This is a genomic window from Arthrobacter sp. Y3225116 (assembly GCF_059091245.1).
The window spans coordinates 1-21,107 of the sequence record NZ_JBNHGL010000038.1 but is presented as its reverse complement, the minus strand read 5'-3'; the positions used below and the strand labels follow the sequence as shown (position 1 = coordinate 21,107).

The window sequence follows — 21,107 nt, the reverse complement described above, 5'->3', positions numbered from 1 at the left end:
CCTTCGCGGGTGGCGGCCTGGCCGCCGATCACGTCCACGTGGGCCGCGGCCGGGTCCTTCTTCAGCCGGGCGATCATGTCCAGCACGCCCTGGCTGTGGCCGTTGGCGGTGTCCACCACGAGGACGTCCACGCCGGCCTCGATCATGGTCATCGAGCGCTCGTAGCCGTCGCCGAAGAAGCCGACCGCCGCGCCGACGCGCAGCCGGCCGTCGTCGTCCTTGGTGGCCAGCGGGTACTGCTCCGCCTTGTCGAAGTCCTTGACGGTGATCAGGCCCTGCAGCATGCCGGCGTCGTCCACCAGCGGGAGTTTCTCGATCCGGTTCTTGCCCAGCAGTTCGATGACGTCCGGACGGCTGATGCCCACCTTGCCCGTGATCAGCGGCATGGAGGTCATCACCTCGTGCACCTTGGTGGTGGGATAGTCGGCGCGGGGCACGAAGCGGGTGTCGCGGTTGGTGCAGATGCCCACGAGCTTGCCCTCGGAGTCCACCACGGGCAGTCCGGAGACGCGGTAGTTGTAGCAAAGTTCGTCCAGTTCGGCCAGCGTAGCGTCCGGGGCGATGGTCACCGGGTTGGTGATCATGCCGGACTCGCTGCGCTTGACCCGGTCCACGTGCTCGGCCTGGTCCTGGATGGACAGGTTGCGGTGGATGACGCCCAGGCCGCCCTGGCGCGCCATGGCGATGGCCATCCGCGATTCCGTCACGGTATCCATGGCGGCGGAGAGGAGCGGGGTCTGGACCGTAATGCGGCGGGTCAGGCGGGAGCTGGTGTCGGCCTCGGACGGAATCACATCCGTCGGGCCGGGCAGCAGGAGCACGTCGTCGTAGGTCAGACCCTCGAAAGCGAACGGATTGAATTCTTCGGACACTGCAGGGCCTTTCGAACGGTACCGGTGGCGGCCGCCAGTCACCGACAGCGAGGATCGGGTTCCGGGGTTGGTTACATCCTAAAACGATTCCGCCCCGCCCACTATTTCCCGCGGCAACCGATGTGGCGGAGCTAACGCGCGGCCGGACTCCGGGTCGCCCATCCCGGGGCCCTCCACGACGACGGAGGGGACCCTGCGCGGGCAGGATCCCCTCCGGACGGGCGAGGCCCGACCAACAGCTTGCGGCGTGCGCTAGTGCTGGTGGTTGTGACCGTCCTCTTCGGCCGGCTTCTCGACGACCAGGGTTTCGGTGGTCAGCACGAGTGCCGCGATCGAGGCCGCGTTGCGCAGCGCCGAGCGGGTCACCTTCACGGGGTCGATGATGCCGGCGGCGACGAGGTCCTCGTATTCGCCGGTGGCGGCGTTGAAGCCGTTGTTGAGCTCCAGGCCGCCCACCTTGGAGACGACGACCATGCCCTCGTGACCGGCGTTTTCGGCGATCCAGCGCAGCGGCTGGGCCAGCGCACGACGGACCAGGCCGACGGCGGTGGCTGCGTCGCCCTCGAGCGCGAGCACGTTCGGATCGGTGTCCAGAGCCTGGGCGGCGTGCACCAGGGCGGTGCCGCCGCCGGCCACGATGCCTTCTTCCAGGGCAGCGCGGGTGGAGGACACTGCGTCCTCGATCCGGTGCTTCTTCTCCTTCATTTCGACCTCGGTGGCAGCGCCGACCTTGATCACGCCGATGCCGCCGGACAGCTTGGCCAGCCGCTCCTGGAGCTTCTCGCGGTCCCAATCGGAATCGGTGCGCAGCACCTCCGCCTGCAGCTGGGCCACGCGGTCGGCCACGTCGGCCTCGGAGCCGGCGCCGTCAACAATGGTGGTGTTGTCCTTGGTGACGGTGATGCGGCGTGCCGTGCCCAGCACCTCGAGGCCCACCTGGTCCAGCTTCAGGCCGAGGTCCGCGGACACGACCTGGGCGCCGGTGAGCACCGCGATGTCCTGCAGCATGGCCTTGCGGCGGTCGCCAAAGCCCGGTGCCTTCACGGCGGCAACGTTGAGGGTGCCGCGGATCTTGTTGACCACCAGGGTGGACAGGGCCTCGCCGTCGACGTCTTCGGCGATGATGAACAGCGGCTTGTTGGCCTGCAGCACCTTTTCCAGCAGCGGCAGGAACTCCTGCACCGTGGAGATCTTTCCCTGGGAGATCAGGATCAGCGCGTCCTCGAGGACTGCCTCCTGGCGCTCCTGGTCGGTGACGAAGTACTGCGAGAGCAGGCCCTTGTCGAACTGCATGCCCTCGGTGAGCACCAGTTCGGTCTCCATGCTGGAGCCCTCTTCGATGGTGATGACGCCGTCCTTGCCCACCTTGTCGAACGCTTCGGCCAGCAGTTTGCCGACCTCGGGGCTCTGGGCGGAGATGGTGGCGACCTCGGCGACCTTGCCTCCGACCTCGCGGGCGTTCTCCAGCAGGCGGGCGGCAACGGCCTCGACCGCTACCTCGATGCCGTGCTTGAGCGCGCCGGGGGCGGCGCCGGCGGCCACGTTGCGGAGGCCTTCCTTCACCAGCGCCTGGGCCAGGACGGTAGCGGTGGTGGTGCCGTCACCGGCAACATCGTTGGTCTTGGTGGCGACTTCCTTGGCCAGCTGCGCGCCGAGGTTCTCGTACGGATCGTCGAGTTCCACCTCGCGGGCGATGGTCACGCCGTCGTTGGTGATGGTGGGGGCGCCCCACTTCTTGTCCAGGACCACGTTGCGGCCACGCGGACCGAGGGTGACCCGGACGGTATTGGCGAGCTTGTCGACGCCGGCTTCCAGCGCCTTGCGGGCGGCGTCGTTGAACTCCAACTGCTTTGCCATGAATTTGTTCCTTTCACGCAAAATGCCCCGGCTGCGCTGCTATAGGAGGCAGCCGGGGCATTTCGGTTGTCCGTGATTCCGGCTGCGGGCGTCGACTGCGCGCGCCCGAGCCGCCGGACTCAGCTGATGGGCCTTACTTGGTGACGATGGCCAGCACGTCGCGGGCGGAGAGCACCAGGTACTCTTCCCCGCCGACCTTGACCTCGGTTCCGCCGTACTTCGAGTAGATGACAACGTCACCCTCGGCTACGTCAACGGGAACCCGGTTGCCATTGTCATCGACGCGGCCGGGGCCGATCGCGACAACTTTGCCTTCCTGCGGCTTTTCCTTGGCGGTGTCCGGAATGACCAGGCCGGAGGCCGTGGTCTGCTCTGCTTCGAGCGGCTGGACAACAATACGATCCTCAAGAGGCTTAATGGAGACCGACACTCGGCTCTCTCCTTTTCATGCGCTACGAATAGGTTGGCCAAGGAGATGTCTGCCGTCGTCGCGGTGCCGGCAGGCGGTTCCTTGATTAGCACCCACACGGGGTGAGTGCTAACTGCGACTCTATGAGAAGGATTAGCACTCGGTCAAGGCGAGTGCCAGCGGCGGGCCCTCCGGTTTCCCCCAGCCGCCGCCTGTGTGACGAAAATCGGCTCCGCCGCCCGACGCCCAAGTTGCGTAAGGCTAACCTAACCCGGTAGCTTTCAAGCTGCGCGCAAATAGCAAACGTTTATGTTGCCTAATGCCGGTCCCCGCCCGGGCCGGCGTTGACGAACAATGGAGAGTCAGTGAAAAAGCCCCTGAAATCCGGCCTGGTGGCCATGACCGCAGCCGTTTCCATGCTCGCCCTGAGCGCCTGCGGCCAGCAGACCGACGCCGCGGCAGGCACCGACGCCGAGACGATCAGCGTAGAGCACGCCTCCGGCACTACCGACGTGCCGGTGAACCCGGAGACGGTCTACACCTTCGATCTGGGGGTGCTGGACAGCCTCACCGCCCTGGGCGTCGAGGTCGACGGCGTCCCGGAGGCGGCCGTGTTCCCCGAATCGCTGGCACAGTACGCCGGGGACGACTACACCAAGATCGGCTCCATGAAGGAACCCGACTTCGAGGCGATCAGCGAAGGCGCACCCGACCTGATCATCATCTCGGGCCGCACCGCCGAGGCCTACGGGGAACTGAGCAAAATCGCCCCGACCATCGACCTGAGCGTGGACACCGCCGCTCCGATCGAGAGCTTCAAGGAAGTCTCCGCGACCCTCGGCGAGATCTTCGGCAAGGAAGCCGAAGTCGACGAAAAGCTGGCGGCCATCGACACCCGGATCGAGGACACCAAGGCCGCAGCTGCCGACGCCGGCACCGGCCTGGTGCTGATGACGAGCGGCGGCGAGATGACGGCCTACGGGGCAGGGTCCCGGTTCGGCATCGTGCACGATGTCCTGGGCGTGCAGACCGCCGCTGACGTGAAGTCCGAGGGCCCGCACGGCGAGGCCATCTCGCACGAATTCGTCGCCGAGGCCAACCCGGACCACCTGTTCGTGATCGACCGCGACTCCGCCGTCGGCGAATCCGGGGAGGCCGCCGCGGCCGTCCTGGACAACGACCTGGTCAACGGCACCAACGCCGCCAAGAACGACAGCATCACCTATTTGGATTCGGCCTCCTGGTACCTGGTGGGCTACGGCCTGAATAATACGGATGCCATGATCAGCGCCGTCCAGGCAGCCGTCACGAAGTAGCACCCGTACGGCCGCCGGCGTCCGCCGGCGGCCTGCGCGGTGGCCCGATCCATGGCTTCCTCCACGATTTTCAGTCCGGCCCCGGCGGCAGCAGTGGCGCCGGGACGCTCCCGCGCCCGCGGATCCGGTTCCCAGCTCGCCTGGGCGGCCACCGCCGTCGTCGTCCTGGCCATTGCCAGCATGTTCGTGGGCGTCAGCGACGTGTCGCTGCCCGCGCTGCTGGCCGGTGACCAGAAGGCCTGGGACATCTTTTGGATCAGCCGGCTGCCGCGCACCCTGTCGGTCATCCTGGCCGGCGCGGCGCTGGGGATTGCCGGGCTGATCATGCAGCTGATGGCGCGGAACAAATTCGTGGAGCCGTCCACCGTGGGCACCGTGGAGTCCGCCTCGCTGGGCATCCTGGTGGTCACGGTGGCGATCCCCGGTGCCACCCTGTTGGCGAAGATGTCCGTGGCCACCGTGTTCGCGGCCGCCGGGACCGGCCTGTTCCTGCTGGTGCTGCGCCGGATCCCGCTGCGCAACACGCTCATTGTGCCGCTGGTGGGCATCATGCTGGGCGGCGTCATCGCCGCGGTGACCACGTTCTTCGCCTACCGCTTTGACCTGTTGCAGACGCTCAACAGCTGGATGATCGGCGACTTCTCCGGCGTGCTCCGCGGCCGCTACGAACTCCTCTGGATTGTCGCGCTGCTCGCGGTGATCGGCTACCTGTGCGCGGACCGGTTCACGATGGCCGGCATGGGGCAGGAATTCTCCACCAATCTGGGCCTGCACTACGGCCGGATCCTGACGCTCGGGCTGGTCATCGTCTCGCTGATCAGCGCCGTGGTGGTGGTCAACATCGGCGCCATTCCGTTCCTGGGGCTGGTGGTGCCCAACCTGGTGTCGCTGGCATTCGGTGACAGCGCCCGCCGCGCGGTTCCCTGGGTGGCAGTCTTCGGTGCGGGCTTTGTGCTGCTGTGCGACATCATCGGCTGCACCATCCGCTACCCCTACGAGATCCCGGTGGGCGTGATCGTCTCCGCCGTGGGCAGCGCCATCTTCCTGTACCTGCTGCTGAGGACCCGCAAGAATGGCTGATTCGGTACTTCCGGCCGCGCTGACGCCGCACAAGCGCCGCACCCTCACCACGGTCCGGCCGCGGACCTGGATCATCCTGCTGGGCCTGCTGACGGCCGCCCTCGTGGCGGTGTTCATGACCATCGACCTGCGCGGCAACCTCGGCTACATCCTGCCCCGGCGTGCCATCAAGATCGGTTCGATGCTGCTGGTGGCGTACGCCGTGGGCGTGTCCACCGTGTTGTTTCAGACGGTGACCGCCAACCGGATCCTGACCCCGTCGATCATGGGCTTCGATGCCCTCTACATGCTGATCCAGACCGGGCTGACCTTCGCGATCGGCGGGCAGGCGCTGCTGAGCCTGGGCGCGCCGGTGCGCTTCGTGATCGAAGTGATGCTGATGGTGGGCTTCTCCTTCCTGATCTACCGCTGGCTGTTCACCGGCGGCGGCAAGAGCCTGCACCTGATGCTGCTGGTGGGCATCGTGTTCGGGACCATGTTCCGCGGCATCTCCTCGCTGCTGCAGCGGCTGATCGATCCGAGCGAATTCATCATCCTGCAGGACCTGTTCTTCGCCAGCTTCAACAACGTGGACGGCGTGCTGCTGGCCGTGTCCGCGGTGGCCGTGGCCGCGGCCACCGTCCCGGTCTGGCGGATGCGCCGGCAGCTGGACGTGCTGGCGTTGGGCCGGGACACGGCGCTGAACCTTGGCGTGGACCACCGGCGGGCCGTCACCACCGTCCTGCTGCTCTGCGCCATCCTGGTGGCCGTTTCCACCGCGCTGGTGGGCCCGATCACGTTCTTTGGGCTGCTCGTGGCCAGCCTTGCCTACCTGCTGTGCTCGCACTTCCGGCACGTGTACGTCCTGCCCATCGCCGTGCTGCTGGGCGCCATCGCCCTGGTCGGCGGCCAGCTGGTCCTCGAGCAGGTGTTCAGTTTCGATACCGCGCTGAGCATCGTCATTGAATTCGCCGGCGGCGTCCTGTTCATCGCCCTGCTGCTGAAAGGCTCCATCAAATGATCCACGTCTCCGGAGTCTCCAAGACCTACGGCACGCAGACCGTGGTCGACGACGTCAGCTGCTACATCAAGGACGGCGGCATCACCTCGATCATCGGGCCGAACGGCGCCGGCAAGTCCACGCTGCTGTCCATGGTCTCCCGGCTGCTGCCCATGGACGCCGGGGCGGTGACCATCGACGGGCTCGACGTCGGCAAGACCGCCGGCAAGGAACTGGCCCGCAAGATGGCCATCCTGCGCCAGGACAACCAGCTGACCGTCCGCCTGACCGTGCGGGACCTGGTGGGCTTCGGCCGTTTCCCGCACAACAACGGCCGGCCGGGCCCGGCCGACCTCGTGCAGATCGAGCAGGCGCTGGCGTACCTGGACCTGACGGCGATGGCGGACAAGTTCGTGGACGAGCTCTCCGGCGGCCAGCGGCAGCGGGCGTTCATCGCCATGGTGCTGGCCCAGGACACCGACTACCTGCTGCTGGACGAACCGCTGAACAACCTGGACATGAAGCACTCGGTGGAAATGATGCGGCTGCTGCGCCGGCTGACCGACGAGCTGGGCAAGACCGTGGTGCTGGTCATCCACGACATCAACTTCGCGTCCTGCTACTCGGACTCGATCATCGCCATGCGCTCCGGCCGCCTCGTGCACCAGGGCCCGCCGGCGCAGATCATGCAGCCGGACGTGCTGCGGGACGTGTACGACATCGACATCCGCATCGAGGAGATCGAGGGCAACCGGATCGGCGTCTACTTCGCCTGACGCCGGCCGGCGGGGTTGGTGCCGGCCACGGCCGGCGGGGTTGTTGCGGGCGCAGTCCCACCCGACGCCCGCACGGCGTCAGACCACGGAGAAATCGCCGGGCAGCATGGTCCGCCCGGTCAGGGCCAGCAGCACCTGGGCTCCGTCGCCGCGTTCGGCGGCAATCTCCATCGCCAGCCGCCCGGCTTCCAGCTCCACATTGCGCGGCAGTTCCGCCACCAGGCCGCAGGCCCGGGACAGGTCGAGGGTGTGCACCGCAAGTTCGAAGATCCGGGTGGGCAGGTAGTCGCTGAAGCGCATCCCGCCGGCGGCCGTCTCGATGACCCGGTCCTCGGTCAGCGGCAGCGTGTTTTCCAGCTGGGCCAGCAGCCGGTCCACCATATCCACCGGGTCCGGGCCCAACTCCTTGCCGGCTGCCATGGCCCGCTCGGTGACGCCGGGATCATTGGCCAGTCCGGTGGCCAGGTAATAGTCCGCGGCCGATTCCACCTGGACTGTCTTGGCGGGGCGCCCCAAGTAGGTCAGCACCGTGGACAGCGCCCGGCTGGTATGTCCGGCGAGCGTCCGGACGCTCCAATCGTCCAGCCCGGGTGCGTTCCATGCGGCCGGCGGCACGTTTGCCAGCACCTCGCGGAAGTACCGGCCCGCGGACAGGAACGTTGCCGCCGATTCGATCATGCGCCCATGCTACGGCCGGCAGGCGGTCGCGGCCAGCGCCGCCCTTCGTCCTGGCCGATCCGGCCGGAAACGGCCGTCGCGGGTCGTTCAGGCGAGGCGCCGCAGCTCCGGCTTCCAGCCCGCAGCAGGCGCGGCGACGCCTGCGGCGACGTCATCCCAGAGGGCCTGCCAGCCCCGGTGTGCCCTGTTGCCGGCTTCGATCAGCTCGCCAAGTTCCGCTTCAATCTCGGCTTGGCAAGCGTCAGTATCAATGTCGTACCCGTCGATGGATGTGGACATCATGCACGCCTCCTCACAGTAAGCTTCCTTACCGACCCTACGGAGTCCCAGCATATCCCGCTATGGGGAGAACTACCCATCGCCGCTTTAAAGGCACGAATCGGCCGGTCCGCCGGCCTGAATCCGCTGCACTAGGCTTGAAACCATGGCACCCGAGACCCACGCCGAGAGCATTGCACCGATTCTCACTCCGGAAGGCTGGGAGCTGCTGAATTCGCTCGGCCCCTATTCCGAAGCGGAAAGCCTGCACACCGGCACCGAGTTGCGCAAGGCCGGCCACTCCCCCGAACTGGTCTCCGCCGCCATGACACAGTCCCGTCTCCGTGCGAAGGCCACGGCGAAGTTCGGTCCCTTCGCGGAAAAAATGCTGTTCACCCCGGCGGGGCTGGAACAGGCCACGCGGCTGAACATCGCGGCCCTGCACGCCCGGCGGTTCCAGGCCGCCGGGGTGGAGCACGTCGCGGACCTGGGCTGTGGAATCGGCGCAGACGCCATGGCGCTGGCCAGCCTGGACCGCAGGGTCACCGCCGTGGAACGGGACGAGACGACCGCCGCGGTGGCCACCATTAACCTGATGCCGTGGCCGACCGCGACCGTGGTCAACGCCGATGCGGAGGGACTGGACCTCACCGGGATCGACGGCGTGTGGCTGGATCCGGCGCGGCGGACGACGACGGCCTCGGGCACCACCCGCATCTTCGACCCGGAGGCGTTTTCTCCGCCGCTGTCCTTCGTGGAGAGGCTGGCCGACCGGGGAATGCCGGTGGGGGTCAAGCTGGGCCCGGGGATTCCCCATGAGGCGCTGCCGGACAACTGCGAGGCCCAATGGGTATCCGTCGACGGCGACGTGGTCGAGGCGGCGCTGTGGTTCAACCGGCTGGCGCGGCCGGGCATCCGGCGGGCGGCCTTGGTCACCGGAGCCGGCGGCACCGCCGAACTGACCAGCGCCGTCAGCTACGACCCGGCCAACCAGGACGTGGCCATCGGACCGGCGGCGGGCTACCTGTACGAGCCCGACGGCGCGGTGATCCGCGCCGGGCTGGTGGCAGACCTCGCCCGCGGGCTGGGCGGGCACCTGCTGGATGAGCACATCGCGTATATCTGCGCCCCGCACCTGCAGCCAACGCCGTTCGCCCGGGCCTACCGGGTGCTGGAGGTCAGGCCGTACAACGTCAAGAAGCTCAAGGCCTGGGTGAAGGCGAGCCGGATCGGCACGCTGGAGATCAAGAAGCGCGGCACGTCAGTTGCCCCGGACGAACTGCGCAAGACCCTCTTGACCGGTTCCGGCAAGGGGCCGAACAAGGCGACCCTTGTGCTGACGAGGGTCGGCGAGGACCGGATCGCCATCGTCGTCGAACCTGTCCCCGCCGCCGGGGCCCGCAGCCGCGAGCGCAGCGCCAGGCCTTGACGCACTAGAATCAAGCTGTGTCTTGGCCGCGCGGCCCCAGCAGACCCATACCTCCGGCGGCAGCCGGTCCAGCCAAAGACGGAGCAACGTTTGTACATCGATTTCGCACGGTCCGCCCAATCCTCCCTCGGGGTTGAGTGGGAGCTGGCGCTGGTGGATGCCCAGACCGGCGAACTGGTCTCGGTGGCCGAGCAGGTGCTGGACGCCGTCCGCGCCGGGCATCCGGAGCTGCGGGACGATGACGAGCACCCGCACGTGAAGCAGGAGCTGCTGCTGAACACCGTGGAGCTGGTCACCGGTGTCTGCAACACCGTCCGCGAGGCCAAAGCGGACCTGAGCAGCGCCCTGGCGGCCGTCCGCGACGTCACCGACCCGATGGGGGTGGAGCTCTTCTGCGCGGGCAGCCATCCGTTTGCCGCGCCGCGGTTGCAGCCGGTCACCGACAAGGAACGCTACGCCAAGCTGATCGACCGTACCCAGTGGTGGGGGCACCAGATGGTGATTTACGGCGTGCACGTGCACGTGGGCCTGGACCACCGGGACAAGGCCCTGCCGGTATTGGACGGGCTGGTCAACTATTTCCCGCACTTCCAGGCGATCTCCGCCTCCTCCCCCTTCTGGGCGGGAGAGGACACCGGCTACGCCTCGCAGCGCGCGCTGATGTTTCAGCAGCTGCCCACCGCGGGGCTGCCGTTCCAGTTCCCCAGCTGGGCGGTGTACGAGGATTACGTCGAGGACATGTTCACCACCGGGGTGATCGACACGATCAGCGAGATCCGCTGGGACATCCGGCCGGTTCCCGCACTGGGCACCATCGAGATGCGGGTGTGCGACGGGCTGTCCACCCTGCAGGACGTCGGGGCCGTGGCCGCGCTGACGCAGTGCCTGGTGGACGAGTTCTCCACCGCCCTGGACGACGGCTGGGCCATCCCCACCATGCCGCCGTGGCACGTGCAGGAGAACAAGTGGCGTGCCGCCCGCTACGGCATGGACGCCATCATCATCCTCAACGCCGCCGGCAAGGAAATGCCGGTCACGGAACACCTGCGCGAACACGTGCTGAACCGGCTGGAACCGGTCGCCCGGAAGCTTGGCTGCAGCGACGAACTGGCAGACGTGGAGAAGATCCTCGAGGCCGGTGCCGGCTACCAGCGCCAGCGCAGGGTTGCCGCCGAGCACGACGGCGACCTGCGCGCCGTCGTCCTCGACGTAGTCAGCCAGCTTCGCGGGAGCAACTGAGAGCCCGAAACCGGTCCCGTTTGGTCCCGAACAGGCGTAGGCTCTGCCCCAAGGAAACACCCAGGGAAACAGAGCCGGATGCGGGAAAGGGCTGGGCATGGCCGGGGAAAAGCATGCTGACGACGAGGCGCTGTACCAGGCGGACGCCCCGGTCCCGGAGCAGGACTCCGACGCGCCGCCGCACGCCGGCTCGGCCAGCCTGGATGCCGCCATCGAACCGGACGTCGAGCGCGGGCCCGAGGACCGGCCGGAAGACGGTGACAAGGACCCGGCGTCCCCCCAGGAACCGGAAGACGGCGGCTAGGACCGGCCATCCCCGTCTCCGGCCGCACGGTCTCCCGGGCGCTGGCCTCCCGGACGCCTGAGGGCCTTGACCGTTGCTTGCCGGGCGTGTGAAGCTTGCGGGCACTCAACTATCCGCTTCCTCAAGGAGGCACCGATGAGAGCCATGGTGTACCGCGGGCCCTATAAGACCCGGGTGGAAGAAAAAGACATTCCCGCCATTGAACACCCCAACGACGCCATTGTCCGGGTGACGCTGGCCGCAATCTGCGGCTCGGACCTGCACCTCTACCACGGCATGATGCCCGATACCCGGGTCGGGATGACGTTCGGCCACGAGTTCATCGGTGTGGTCCACGAGGTGGGGCCGTCGGTCCGGACCCTCGCGCCGGGCGACCGGGTCATGGTCCCGTTCAACGTGTACTGCGGCTCCTGTTACTTCTGCGCGCGGGGCCTGTACTCCAACTGCCACAACGTGAATCCGAATGCCACGGCGGTGGGCGCCATCTACGGCTACTCCCACACCTGCGGAGGCTACGACGGCGGCCAAGCCGAATACGTCCGGGTGCCCTTCGCCGACGTCGGACCCGCCCTGATCCCGGACTGGATGGACGACGAGGACGCCGTGATGCTCACCGACGCCCTGCCCACCGGCTACTTCGGGGCGCAGCTGGGCGACATCGTCGAAGGCGACACCGTGGTGGTGTTCGGGGCCGGACCGGTGGGGCTGTTTGCCGCGAAGTCCGCCTGGCTGATGGGAGCGGGGCGCGTGATCGTCATCGACCACCTGGAGTACCGGCTGGAGATGGCCCGTTCCTTCGCGCACGCGGAAACCTACAACTTCGTCGAGTACGACGACATCGTGGTGCACCTGAAGAAGGTGACGGATGACCTGGGCGCGGACGTGACGATCGACGCCGTGGGCGCCGAGGCGGACGGCAACCTGACCCAGCACCTCACCTCCGCGAAGTTCAAGCTGCAGGGCGGCTCGCCCGTCGCCCTGAACTGGGCCATCGATTCGGTCCGCAAGGGCGGGACCATTTCCGTGATGGGCGCCTACGGGCCGATGTTCAGCGCCGTAAAATTCGGGGACGCCCTGAACAAGGGGTTGACGCTGCGGATGAACCAGTGTCCGGTCAAGCGCCAGTGGCCGCGGCTGTTCGAGCACATCCGCAACGGTTACCTGAAACCGAACGACATCGTCACCCACCGCATACCGCTGGAGCATATCTCCGACGGCTATCACATTTTCTCGTCGAAACTCGATGGCTGCATCAAGCCGCTCATCGTGCCGAATGCCGGCTAGGAGACTCCGCGATGCCGTACCGAGCCGAAAAACCCGAGCGCAGGCATACCAGCGAAGAACTCCGCGCCCGGATCCCGGGCTGGGGTGCCGACCTGGATCCGAAGGACCGACCGGCCGTGCCGAAGGAACGCTTCGATCCCGGCGCCACCGGCGCCCACTGGGATTTCCCCGACCGCCAGGAGGAGAAATGGCCGCGCGAGCGATCCCTTGAGCACCGCATGCTGACGCCCGTCTTCGGCACGTCGACGCCGCCCAAGGGGCTCTCGGGCGCCATGCGGCGATACTCCTACCGGAAGTACAGCGAGGCGCGGGCGGCCCACTGGATAATCCTGCTGGCCGCCGACCGGGTCGATGCCTGGGAAAGCCACCTCCGCTCCTTCGCGACGCTGCGTCCGGACAATCCCGTCACCGAATCCGGCGTGCGCAGCGAGTTCAGCCATCACGGGCTGGCCTCCCGGACCGGGACGAAGCGTGCGGACCTGAGCCACCAATGGCTCGACCCGGTCATCGTGGCCGGTCCCTGGCTGGCGGCGGGCGGCCTGGCCGCACTGGCTGTCAGGGGCCTGGCCCGGCGCCTGCGCGCCTGAACGCCGACAATCCCCGGCGTCTACTCGACGAGCTGCAGCAGTTCCCGGTTGTCGGCGAAGACCTCCGCGGCGTTCTCCTTGGTGACGGCCTCGGCTTCGGTCAGGTAGGCGGCCACGCTGGTTTCCGCATTGCCGTAAGACTCTTCCTCGTCGGCCTCGGGTGCATCGTCCTGCGCGAACCCTTTGACGACGGTCAGGGCCTCGCCCACCATGGCCGCCGGGTCGGCGTAGGTGGTGGCGTACTGCTTGCCGGCCATGATTGATTCCACGGCGTCCGGGGCGGATCCGCTGCCGACGACGACGGCGGAATCCTGCCCGCCGTCTTCGGCGGCCTGGATGAGGGCCTGGGCGGTGGCGTCATCGGCGGCCAGGATTCCGTGCACCTCGTCGGAGGCATATTCCTCCTGCAACATGCCGGCCAGCCGCTCTGCCGCCGCATCTGGGTTTTCGCCGGCGGTTGCCTCGAAATCCGTCTGCCCGGACAGCACGGCCACGGTGCCGTCGTCGATCTTGGGTTGCAGCACGCTCATCGCTCCGTCGAACGCCAGGCGCGCCCCGCCGTCGTCCGGGTGGCCGCTGAACAGTTCGACGTTGTAGGGTCCTCCGCCCTGCCGTTCGGCCAGCCCATCGAGCAGTGCCTGGGCCTGGAGCTCACCGGTTTGGAAGGCATCCGCGCCCACCAGGTAGCCGGCCGCGCCGGTGCCCGTGACCATGGTGCCGAACGCGATGACCGGGATTTGCGCCTCCTGCGCCGCGGCCAACTGCTCCCCCAGGCCTGCCGGGTCTGCCGGATCCACGATCAGCACTTCCGGTTCACCCTCGAGCATCGTACTGATTTGTTGCTGCTGTTCCGCGGCGGTTTCGGCAACCTGGACGTTCGGTTCGAAGTTCGAGCCCTCGATCTGTTCGGTGAACAGCGCTTCGGCGTACGCGGTGTCGGCGGAGAGGGACACGCCGATCAAGGAGCCGCTCTCAAAGCCTCCGGCGCCGCCGGCTTCCGGCCCCTCCCCCGTCTCCTCCCCCGTGCGGGAACAGGACGTCAGCAGCAGCGCGGCCGTGACGGCCACCGCCGCCGGCAGTTTCATTCGTCCGGCAAATGATCCCATGTCGTGTACCTCCGTCGTTCCGCCGTCCGACCGGATGGGAGATTTGTGAGGAAGGGCCGGCGTGCCCCGCCGTGGTTTCAGCCTAGGACCCCGCCGCGGATTGGGATAGACGGTGTCCGTCCTGCGCGGCGGGCGCGGGCCGGATCGCCCTAGAGGTGCACGCTGGTGACCGGCATCGACGAATCCGGAGCGAATTCGAGGCCGGAGGGCCTGCCGCCGGCCATGACCACCTGGGCGCCGAGCGCGGCGACCATCGCTCCGTTGTCCGTGCACAGGGACACCGGGGGCACGCGCAGGGAGATGCCGTGCGCCGCGCAGCGTTCCTCGGTCAGCGCCCGCAGCCGCGAGTTCGCCGCAACGCCGCCGCCGAGCAGCAGGTTGGTGACGCCGTTTTCGGTGCAGGCCAGCATCGCCTTCGCGGTGATGACGTCCGCCACGGCTTCCTGGAAGGACGCGGCGATGTCGGCCACCGGCAGGGGTTCCCCGGCTGCCTCGAACTGCTCCACGCAGCGGGCGACGGCCGTCTTCAGGCCGGAGAAGGACCAGTCATAGCGGTGCGGGCCGGGGGCCTCGGCCGAGCCCATGTATTTGGGCTGGCTCAGTCCGCGGGGGAACCGGATGCGCCTCGGGTCGCCCTCCCGCGCCAGTTTGTCGATCGCCGGGCCGCCGGGATAGCCCAGGCCCAGGATGCGGGCCACCTTGTCGTAGGCTTCACCCGCCGCGTCGTCGATGGTGGAGCCGAGCAGTTCGACGTCGTCGGTCAGGGAGCGCACGCGCAGGATCTCCGTGTGTCCGCCGGAGACCAGCAGCGCGCCCAGGTTGTCCGGCAGCGCTCCCCCGTCCAGCACGCCGACGCCCACATGGGCGACCAGGTGGTTGATGGCGTACAGCGGCTTGCCGGTGGCCAAGGCAAGGGCCTTGGCCGCACACACGCCGACCATCAGGGCGCCGGCCAGCCCGGGGCCGGAGGTCACCGCGAGCGCGTCCACCTCGCCGAGGGTGACGCCGGCCGTGTCCAGCGCCTGTTCCAGCGTGGGGATGAAGGCGTCGAGGTGGGCGCGCGAGGCGATCTCCGGGATCACTCCGCCGAAGCGCACGTGTTCCTCCATCGAGGAGGACACCGTGTTGGCCAGGAGCGTATCCCCGCGGACGATGCCCACGCCCGTTTCGTCGCAGGAGGACTCGATGCCCACCACCAGCGGTTCGGTGCGGTTCATCGCGTGTCCTCCGTCGTCTCGGGTTCGTGGTTTGTCCGGCCGGTCCCGGTGCCGCCGTCGGTGCCGGTGCGGGCCCCGGTGCCGGGAGCACCTGCCCAGTCCTTGAGGCGCAGCCGCATGATCAGGGCATCAACGCCGCCGCGGTAGTAGCGCGGGCGCACGTGGATCTGCTCGAAGCCGAACCAGCGGTAGAGCCGCTGCGCCCGGGGGTTGTCCGCGCGCACTTCCAGCAGGACGTCGTCGGCCCGCTGGCGGCGTGCCAGGTCGATCAGCAGGGTCAGCAACGTGGTGCCGATGCCTTGCCCCTCGCGCTCGGGGACCACCGCAATGGTCTGCACATCGGCGATCGGCCGCACGCACATCAGCCCGGCGTAGCCGATCACCGTGCCGAGCGCGTCCTCGGCCACGTAGTAGCTGCGGGTGTCCTGTGCCAGTTCCTCATAGAACATCTCCGTCGGCCACGCGTCGTCCGGGAACAGCTTCCGTTCCAGCGCGTCCACGGCCGGCACGTCGGCCTCGGTCATCTTCGGGCGGGCATCCAGCACCTGGAGCATGCCGTCGAAAATCGTGGACTTGCCCACCCCGGAGCCGCCGGTCAGCAACGTTCCGGCACGGTCCACGCGGATGGTGTGGGAACCGTCGAAGGTGCCCCAGTTGACCAGCTGCACGCGGCTGAGGCGGTGCTGGCCGGGATTCAGCAGCCCGTCCAGGGGCAGGATCGTCTCGATGCTCATGTCAGGCCTCCTCGTCGTCGACAGCCAATTGGTCGGTCTCCGGCGCCTCGCCGGCCGGCGGGTTGGTGCCGGCCAGCGAGCCGATCACCGCCGGAATGTCGCCGATGTTCTCGAACGGCAAGGCCAGCGGCAGGGCCGGAGAAATGACCCACACGTCCGGAAGTTCGGTGGCTTCCAGCAGCCGGCGCTCGTTGGACAGCTTGCGGATGGAGGCATCGGCCAGGTCCTCGACGTGTTTGGCGTCGTGCTGTTCGGGGTCCACGTAGTCCTGCAGCACGTCGATCACGTCGGCCCGGCTGATCAGCGGCTCCGTCCCGGTGCCGGCGTGGCGATCCTGGATGAGCCGCATCCGCAGCAGCAGCAGCGTCTCTTCACGCGTCATCTCCCGCTGCCGCTGCAGGGCGCTGGTGTGCGGTTCGGCCATGGGGACCGGCCGCAGCATGGCGACCTTGCGGTCTTCGTCGATGACCAGTTGCAGGAACAGCTCGCTGAGCCGGGAGGCGAGGACGCGGCGGTGTTCCACCACGGTGTCGTAGACCCGGTCCGTGGAGCCGGCGTGCAGGTAGGGGCCGCGCAGCAGCCGGATCAGGGCCTGCCGCAGCTTCAGCGGCAGCTTGCCGGTATCGCCGTCGAAGAGTTCGGGCCCGTCCACGATCTCGTCGCGGGCGGGCGTCTCCTCAGCCTCGGCGGGATCCGCTTCCTCCGGCGCGGCAGCCCCGTCGGGCCCTGCGGACGGTTCGGGGTGCTCCTCGGTTAACGCGTCCTCGGTCAGCTCGTTCATGAATCTGCAGCTTTCGTGAAAGTAACGGCGGGCAGCACCGCTGTGCGTTCGCTGCCGTCGATTTGGATCAGGGTCACGCTGTCGGTCGCGTCCGGATCGAGCACGCCGCCGGAATTCAAGGCCCGGTGCAGCAGCCAGCGCAGGCTGTTCAGGTGCCGGTGTTCCGGTTCCAGCCGGTCGTAGACCGCCGACAACGGCGCCTGTCCCCGGGACTCGACGGCGCTGCGCACCGCCAGGGAGAGCACCGCGGCGTCAGCCTGCGGCGTGCGGACCACGCGGCGGATGTCCGCTTCGGTGAACTCCGGCGGGGGCGGCAACTTGGCCGGCGCCTGGTGATCCTGCGGGTCGTAGAGCCGAATCATGCTGACCGACTCGAAGCCGGAGCCGTACAGCTGCGGCGCCGGCACCACCGCGCGCCGGCCGGGCAGGCTGTGCCGGGACTTGAAGATGGCGGCCTCGGCCGCCCGGATCGCCTGACGCAGCTGGACCGATTCGCGGTAGTCGTCCGACTGCACGAAGGTGTGCATGCTCTCCGAGAGCCGCCCGTAGATGCGGTGGATCTCGGCCGCCTGCGCCCGCAACTGCGGCATGAGCTGCTGCAGGGCCCTCCGGTCCTCCGGCTCCAGGCCGTCGGCGAAGTCCCGCTCGAGCACGTCGGCGATCGCCTGCCGGAAGCGCTGCTGCTGGTCCTCGTCGTTCAGAAACGCCGTGAAGCTCTCATAGGTCCGGCCTTCGCTGGTGCCGCGCAGCCGTTTGTCGGCGTCGAGCACCTCGCCCATGGTGATGCCCTTGGTGGCATTCGACTCGACGATCTCGGCGCGCAGCGTGTGCAGCATGCGCTCCAAGCCGTCGCGCATCCGCTTGAAGTCGGCCGGCAACCCGGCCGCCAGCGCCAGGATGTCGCGTGCCGCCTCCGCCGCCGCGGCTGCGGGCACCGCCGCCGGCGCGTCGCCTGCTTCCAGTGCGCGGATCTTTTCCTGCCGTTCGGCGATTTCGGCCCGGAGCACGGCGATGCGCGCCTCGGGGTCGGGATCGGTCTCATGGGCCAGGGCCTCGACCCGGGTGAGCAGCGTGGCCAGGCGGGAGCTGTTCAGGGAGGAGGAGGCCCCGGTCAGGCCGTCCAGATACTCCAGAAAGCGCACCGTTGCTTCGGTGGGCTCGTAAACGAACCGCCCGCCCTCGCGCAGGCGGGAGAGGAACCTGCGGGCCACCCAGTCGTCGGCGTACTGGCGGGCGGACCAATCCTCGCGCAGCGGCACCCCGGCGCGCCGCAGCCCGGCCAGGAACGCGTCGGTGTTGCGGTGGAACTCCTCCAGCGGCAGCTGCGGCCGGGAGCGCGTGAAAGCGGTCCGGAACAGCGCAGGCACCCAGGGGCTGGCGGCGGCGAGCTTGAGGCCCGGCGTCGCGGACAAGGCCTGCAGCTCCTGCCAGCGGGCAAGGGCATTCTCGGTGAAGGACATGCTGTGCTTTCCGCCCGCGGAAGGGAAAAGCGGGCCCAGAAGATCTTAGCCGCTCCAACTGCGCTGACGACGGCGGTGGCCCGCCACGGGTGGGCCGTGTCGCCCGGCGGTATGCCTGCTGACGACGGCGGCGCCCGCCACCGGGAACCGCACGGCACCCGGTACCGGCCCCGCCGTCGTTCGCCTAGCTGCTGGCCGGCAGCTTCTGACGTCCCGCGGCGAGCTTTTCGGCGGCCTTCCGGCGGGCGACGAGCACCTTCTCGTCCACCGGGGCGTCGCCGCTGGCCCGCCGCGAGCGGGCATAGGCCATGGCCTCGTCCTGGCGTTCCTGCTCGGCGCCGGTGGCGATCTTCGCGCGCAGATGCTCGGGCCCATAGCCGAAGGCGTCCACCAGGTCGCGGGCGTGCGGGCGCAGCCGGGACAGCAGGCGGTTGATGTACCCTCCGAGGATGCGGGCGCGCTGGGCGGAGAGCCGCCCGTACATGAGGTACCAGCCCAGGTTCTTCTCCACCAGCGACAGGCCGAACAGGTCCCGCAGCCAGGTCAGCACCTGGCGGGTACCGTCGTCGTCGACCTGCCCGAGTGCTGCGGTAAAGGCCTCCCACTGCAGCAGTTCCGCGTGCGCGCGGGCGGCCTCGATCAGCTCATGCTGGTGTTCGTTGAACAGCGCCGCGGCCTCCGCCTGCGGCAGCCTGGTGGCATTGCGGAGCGCACCGCCGATGCCGGCGACCATGGTGGAGACCCGGTCGGTGAGCAGTTGGCGCTGCGACTCCGGATCCTTTAGGTAGTTGGCGCTCTTGCGCTCCGAACCGCTGTCCGCGAACGTCTGGGCCACCTGGCGCAGGCCGGTGCGGTGGAAGGTGGCGTCGGCCGCCTGGTGGGCAACCCACCGGGCCATCACGCCGAAGTCCGCGTGGCGGAACTCCTTGGCGTAATCCGCCAGCAGCCGCTTGGCGACCAGCTGCAGCAGCACCGTGTTGTCGCCTTCGAAGGTCGCGTAGATGTCCAGGTCGGCGCGCAGCGCCGCGAAGCGGTTTTCGGCCAGGAATCCGGCCCCGCCGGTGGCCTCCCGGCACTCCTGCAGCGTGTCCAGCGCGTGCCACGTGCTCAGCGACTTCAGGGCGGCGGCCAGGGTTTCCAGGTCCTGCCGGTCCTCGTCGGTGTCATGGGCGCCGGAGAAGACGTCGTCGAACTTCTCCAGCAGTTGTTCGTGCGCGAAGGACGCCGCGTAGGTGGTGGCCAGCCGGGGCAACAGGCGCCGCTGGTGGCGCTGGTAGTCCAGCAAGACCTCTTCGGAGGTGTCGGAGGACGCGTTGAACTGCCGGCGCTCGGTGCCGTAGCGCACCGCGATGGCCAGGGCCACCTTGCTGGCGGCCACGGCGGCGCCGTCCAGCGAGACGCGGCCCTGCACCAGGGTTCCCAGCATGGTGAAGAAGCGGCGGCCCGGGCTGGCGATGGGGGAGGTGTAGGTGCCGTCCCCGGCCACGTCGCCGTACCTGTTCAGCAGGTTGGTGCGCGGGATGCGGACATGGTCGAAGTGCAGCCGGCCGTTGTCGATGCCGTTGAGTCCGCCCTTGTAACCGTCGTCTTCGCCGCCGATGCCGGGCAGGAAGTTGCGCTGTTCGTCCCGGATGGGCACGTAGAAGGCGTGGACGCCGTGGTCGACGCCCCGTGTGATCAGATGCGCGAACACCACCGCGGCCAGGCCGTCGTTGGCGGCGTTTCCCAGGTAGTCCTTCCACGCGGCCCGGAAGGGCGTGTGGATGACGAATTCCTGCGTGGCCGGTTCGTAGGTGGCGGTGGTGGCGATGCTGGCCACGTCGGATCCGTGGCCGGTTTCGGTCATGGCGAAGGCGCCGGGCGTCTTCAGGCTCATGATGTCCGGCAGCCACCGGTCATGGTGTTCCCGGGTGCCCAGGTGCAGCACCGCCGCGCCGAACAGGCCCCACTGCACACCGGCCTTGATCTGCAGCGAGGGGTCGGCGGTGACAAGTTCCTCGAAGCCGGCCACGTTGCCGCCGTGACTGTCCTCGCCGCCGAGCCGTGCGGGGAAGGCACGGTGTACGGCGCCGGTGTCCACCAGGTACTTCAGCTGTCCGGAGACCCGCTGCCGGTGCTCCTCCATCGTCAGCCCGTCGATGCGGTGGAGTTCCGGTCGGCCGGCCAGGTCGCGTGCCGTCTGGCGGATGTCGGCCCAGCGGCCCAGCAGGAGCCGGCCGAGTTCGGCCACATCGACGGCGGCGCCGTTGTCTTCAACCGGTTCCGGGGTTTCCAGGGCGGGCGTATTCGTCATCGGATGTTCCTTCGGTCGTCAGGTGTGTGTCGGGTGGGGCCGAGGAAGGCGGCCGGGGCGGGGCGGCCCGGTGCGGGCGGTTCAGTCCTTGCCGGGGGTGTTGCGGGACCGGCCGGGTGGCCCGGAGCCCGCTGCGGGAGCGCCGTCGTCCGGTGCGACGCCGCCCAGCAGCCATTGGGTGAGCAGGCCCGTCATGACTTCCCGGCTCGGCTTGGTTCCATCGTCGGGAGCCGCCAGCCAGCATTCCCCGGCCGCACGCACCATGCCGATGGCGGCCCGGGGCCAGTAGGAAGCGGCCGCGAGTTCCGCGGCACTTCCCGCTGCCGCGGCCAGATGGCCGCGCAGCGGGGCCTCGATCATGGCGGTGACGTTGGCGAAAAAGTCGTGCAGGACGGCGGAACTGCCGTCCCCGGGGGCGGCTGCCGGCCGCGCATCGTCCGCACCGGGT

The 21,107-nt window shown here is 68.6% G+C and carries 20 protein-coding genes and 1 pseudogene; 9 read left to right on the top strand and 12 right to left on the bottom strand.

Annotated elements, in window-relative coordinates; translation table 11 throughout:
• The 3 genes from guaB to groES form a co-directional block, all read right to left on the bottom strand.
• Positions 1 to 872: IMP dehydrogenase (gene guaB / locus AC5RV2_RS06205; protein ID WP_494091643.1), on the bottom strand; the 872-nt coding region annotated here is incomplete at its 3' end.
• A gap of 252 nt (positions 873 to 1,124) precedes the next feature.
• Positions 1,125 to 2,729 (bottom strand): chaperonin GroEL, encoded by a 1,605-nt coding sequence (gene groL, locus AC5RV2_RS06200; RefSeq protein ID WP_494091642.1) that lies wholly within the window; start codon positions 2,727 to 2,729, stop codon positions 1,125 to 1,127.
• Between the two features lie 133 nt (positions 2,730 to 2,862).
• A complete protein-coding gene (gene groES / locus AC5RV2_RS06195; protein WP_127511177.1) occupies positions 2,863 to 3,159 on the bottom strand; it encodes a co-chaperone GroES in 297 nt (98 codons plus the stop codon).
• A gap of 344 nt (positions 3,160 to 3,503) precedes the next feature.
• Here groES and AC5RV2_RS06190 point away from each other — a divergent pair, with 344 nt between their 5' ends.
• From AC5RV2_RS06190 to AC5RV2_RS06175, 4 genes are read left to right on the top strand one after another with little or no spacing between them, the layout of a single operon-like run.
• On the top strand, positions 3,504 to 4,454 hold the full coding sequence (locus tag AC5RV2_RS06190; RefSeq protein WP_494091641.1) for a siderophore ABC transporter substrate-binding protein: 951 nt from the start codon (positions 3,504 to 3,506) through the stop codon (positions 4,452 to 4,454).
• Positions 4,455 to 4,505: 51 nt separating this feature from the next.
• A complete protein-coding gene (locus AC5RV2_RS06185) occupies positions 4,506 to 5,534 on the top strand; it encodes an ABC transporter permease (RefSeq protein WP_494091640.1) in 1,029 nt (342 codons plus the stop codon).
• Entirely contained in the window at positions 5,527 to 6,534 is a 1,008-nt protein-coding gene (locus tag AC5RV2_RS06180) for an iron chelate uptake ABC transporter family permease subunit (RefSeq protein WP_494091639.1), read from the top strand. The genes AC5RV2_RS06185 and AC5RV2_RS06180 overlap by 8 nt, the downstream gene beginning before the upstream one ends.
• Positions 6,531 to 7,289 (top strand): iron ABC transporter ATP-binding protein, encoded by a 759-nt coding sequence (locus AC5RV2_RS06175; RefSeq protein ID WP_494067449.1) that lies wholly within the window; start codon positions 6,531 to 6,533, stop codon positions 7,287 to 7,289. The genes AC5RV2_RS06180 and AC5RV2_RS06175 overlap by 4 nt, the downstream gene beginning before the upstream one ends.
• A gap of 78 nt (positions 7,290 to 7,367) precedes the next feature.
• Here the strand turns inward: AC5RV2_RS06175 and AC5RV2_RS06170 are convergent, their stop codons facing one another.
• Together AC5RV2_RS06170 and AC5RV2_RS06165 are read right to left on the bottom strand one after the other, a co-directional pair.
• Positions 7,368 to 7,967: a maleylpyruvate isomerase family mycothiol-dependent enzyme gene (locus tag AC5RV2_RS06170; protein ID WP_494091638.1), complete on the bottom strand. Its 600-nt coding sequence runs from the start codon at positions 7,965 to 7,967 to the stop codon at positions 7,368 to 7,370.
• Positions 7,968 to 8,054: 87 nt separating this feature from the next.
• Complete coding sequence (locus AC5RV2_RS06165) at positions 8,055 to 8,249, bottom strand: hypothetical protein (protein ID WP_494091637.1); 195 nt, start codon at positions 8,247 to 8,249, stop codon at positions 8,055 to 8,057.
• Positions 8,250 to 8,391: 142 nt separating this feature from the next.
• On the opposite strand from AC5RV2_RS06165, the gene AC5RV2_RS06160 reads away from it, so the two are divergent.
• The 5 genes from AC5RV2_RS06160 (at position 8,392) to AC5RV2_RS06140 (ending at position 13,068) form a co-directional block, all read left to right on the top strand.
• On the top strand, positions 8,392 to 9,654 hold the full coding sequence (locus AC5RV2_RS06160) for a THUMP-like domain-containing protein (RefSeq protein WP_494091636.1): 1,263 nt from the start codon (positions 8,392 to 8,394) through the stop codon (positions 9,652 to 9,654).
• A 90-nt stretch (positions 9,655 to 9,744) separates the two neighbouring features.
• Entirely contained in the window at positions 9,745 to 10,893 is a 1,149-nt protein-coding gene (locus AC5RV2_RS06155) for a glutamate--cysteine ligase (protein ID WP_494091635.1), read from the top strand.
• A 97-nt stretch (positions 10,894 to 10,990) separates the two neighbouring features.
• A complete protein-coding gene (locus tag AC5RV2_RS06150; RefSeq protein WP_494091634.1) occupies positions 10,991 to 11,197 on the top strand; it encodes a hypothetical protein in 207 nt (68 codons plus the stop codon).
• A 135-nt stretch (positions 11,198 to 11,332) separates the two neighbouring features.
• Positions 11,333 to 12,481, top strand: a complete 1,149-nt coding sequence (locus tag AC5RV2_RS06145) for a zinc-dependent alcohol dehydrogenase (RefSeq protein WP_494091633.1) — start codon at positions 11,333 to 11,335, stop codon at positions 12,479 to 12,481.
• 11 nt (positions 12,482 to 12,492) lie between these two features.
• A complete protein-coding gene (locus AC5RV2_RS06140) occupies positions 12,493 to 13,068 on the top strand; it encodes a hypothetical protein (RefSeq protein WP_494091632.1) in 576 nt (191 codons plus the stop codon).
• 20 nt (positions 13,069 to 13,088) lie between these two features.
• Here AC5RV2_RS06140 and AC5RV2_RS06135 read toward each other — a convergent pair whose 3' ends face one another.
• From AC5RV2_RS06135 to AC5RV2_RS06105, 7 genes and pseudogenes are all read right to left on the bottom strand, one after another.
• The gene (locus AC5RV2_RS06135) at positions 13,089 to 14,174 is read right to left on the bottom strand and encodes a substrate-binding domain-containing protein (RefSeq protein ID WP_494091631.1); all 1,086 of its coding nucleotides are present in this window, start codon (positions 14,172 to 14,174) and stop codon (positions 13,089 to 13,091) included.
• 149 nt (positions 14,175 to 14,323) lie between these two features.
• Entirely contained in the window at positions 14,324 to 15,391 is a 1,068-nt protein-coding gene (tsaD, locus tag AC5RV2_RS06130) for a tRNA (adenosine(37)-N6)-threonylcarbamoyltransferase complex transferase subunit TsaD (protein ID WP_494091630.1), read from the bottom strand.
• Positions 15,388 to 16,125: a ribosomal protein S18-alanine N-acetyltransferase gene (rimI, locus tag AC5RV2_RS06125; RefSeq protein WP_494091629.1), complete on the bottom strand. Its 738-nt coding sequence runs from the start codon at positions 16,123 to 16,125 to the stop codon at positions 15,388 to 15,390. The genes tsaD and rimI overlap by 4 nt, the downstream gene beginning before the upstream one ends.
• Before the next feature lies 1 nt (position 16,126).
• The gene (locus AC5RV2_RS06120) at positions 16,127 to 16,906 is read right to left on the bottom strand and encodes a DUF4194 domain-containing protein (RefSeq protein ID WP_494091628.1); all 780 of its coding nucleotides are present in this window, start codon (positions 16,904 to 16,906) and stop codon (positions 16,127 to 16,129) included.
• Positions 16,903 to 18,366, bottom strand: a complete 1,464-nt coding sequence (locus tag AC5RV2_RS06115) for a DUF3375 domain-containing protein (RefSeq protein WP_494091627.1) — start codon at positions 18,364 to 18,366, stop codon at positions 16,903 to 16,905. The genes AC5RV2_RS06120 and AC5RV2_RS06115 overlap by 4 nt, the downstream gene beginning before the upstream one ends.
• A 184-nt stretch (positions 18,367 to 18,550) precedes the next feature.
• On the bottom strand, positions 18,551 to 20,659 hold the full coding sequence (locus AC5RV2_RS06110) for an acyl-CoA dehydrogenase family protein (protein WP_494091626.1): 2,109 nt from the start codon (positions 20,657 to 20,659) through the stop codon (positions 18,551 to 18,553).
• An 81-nt stretch (positions 20,660 to 20,740) separates the two neighbouring features.
• Positions 20,741 to 21,107, bottom strand: a pseudogene (locus tag AC5RV2_RS06105) (hypothetical protein); the annotation flags it as partial.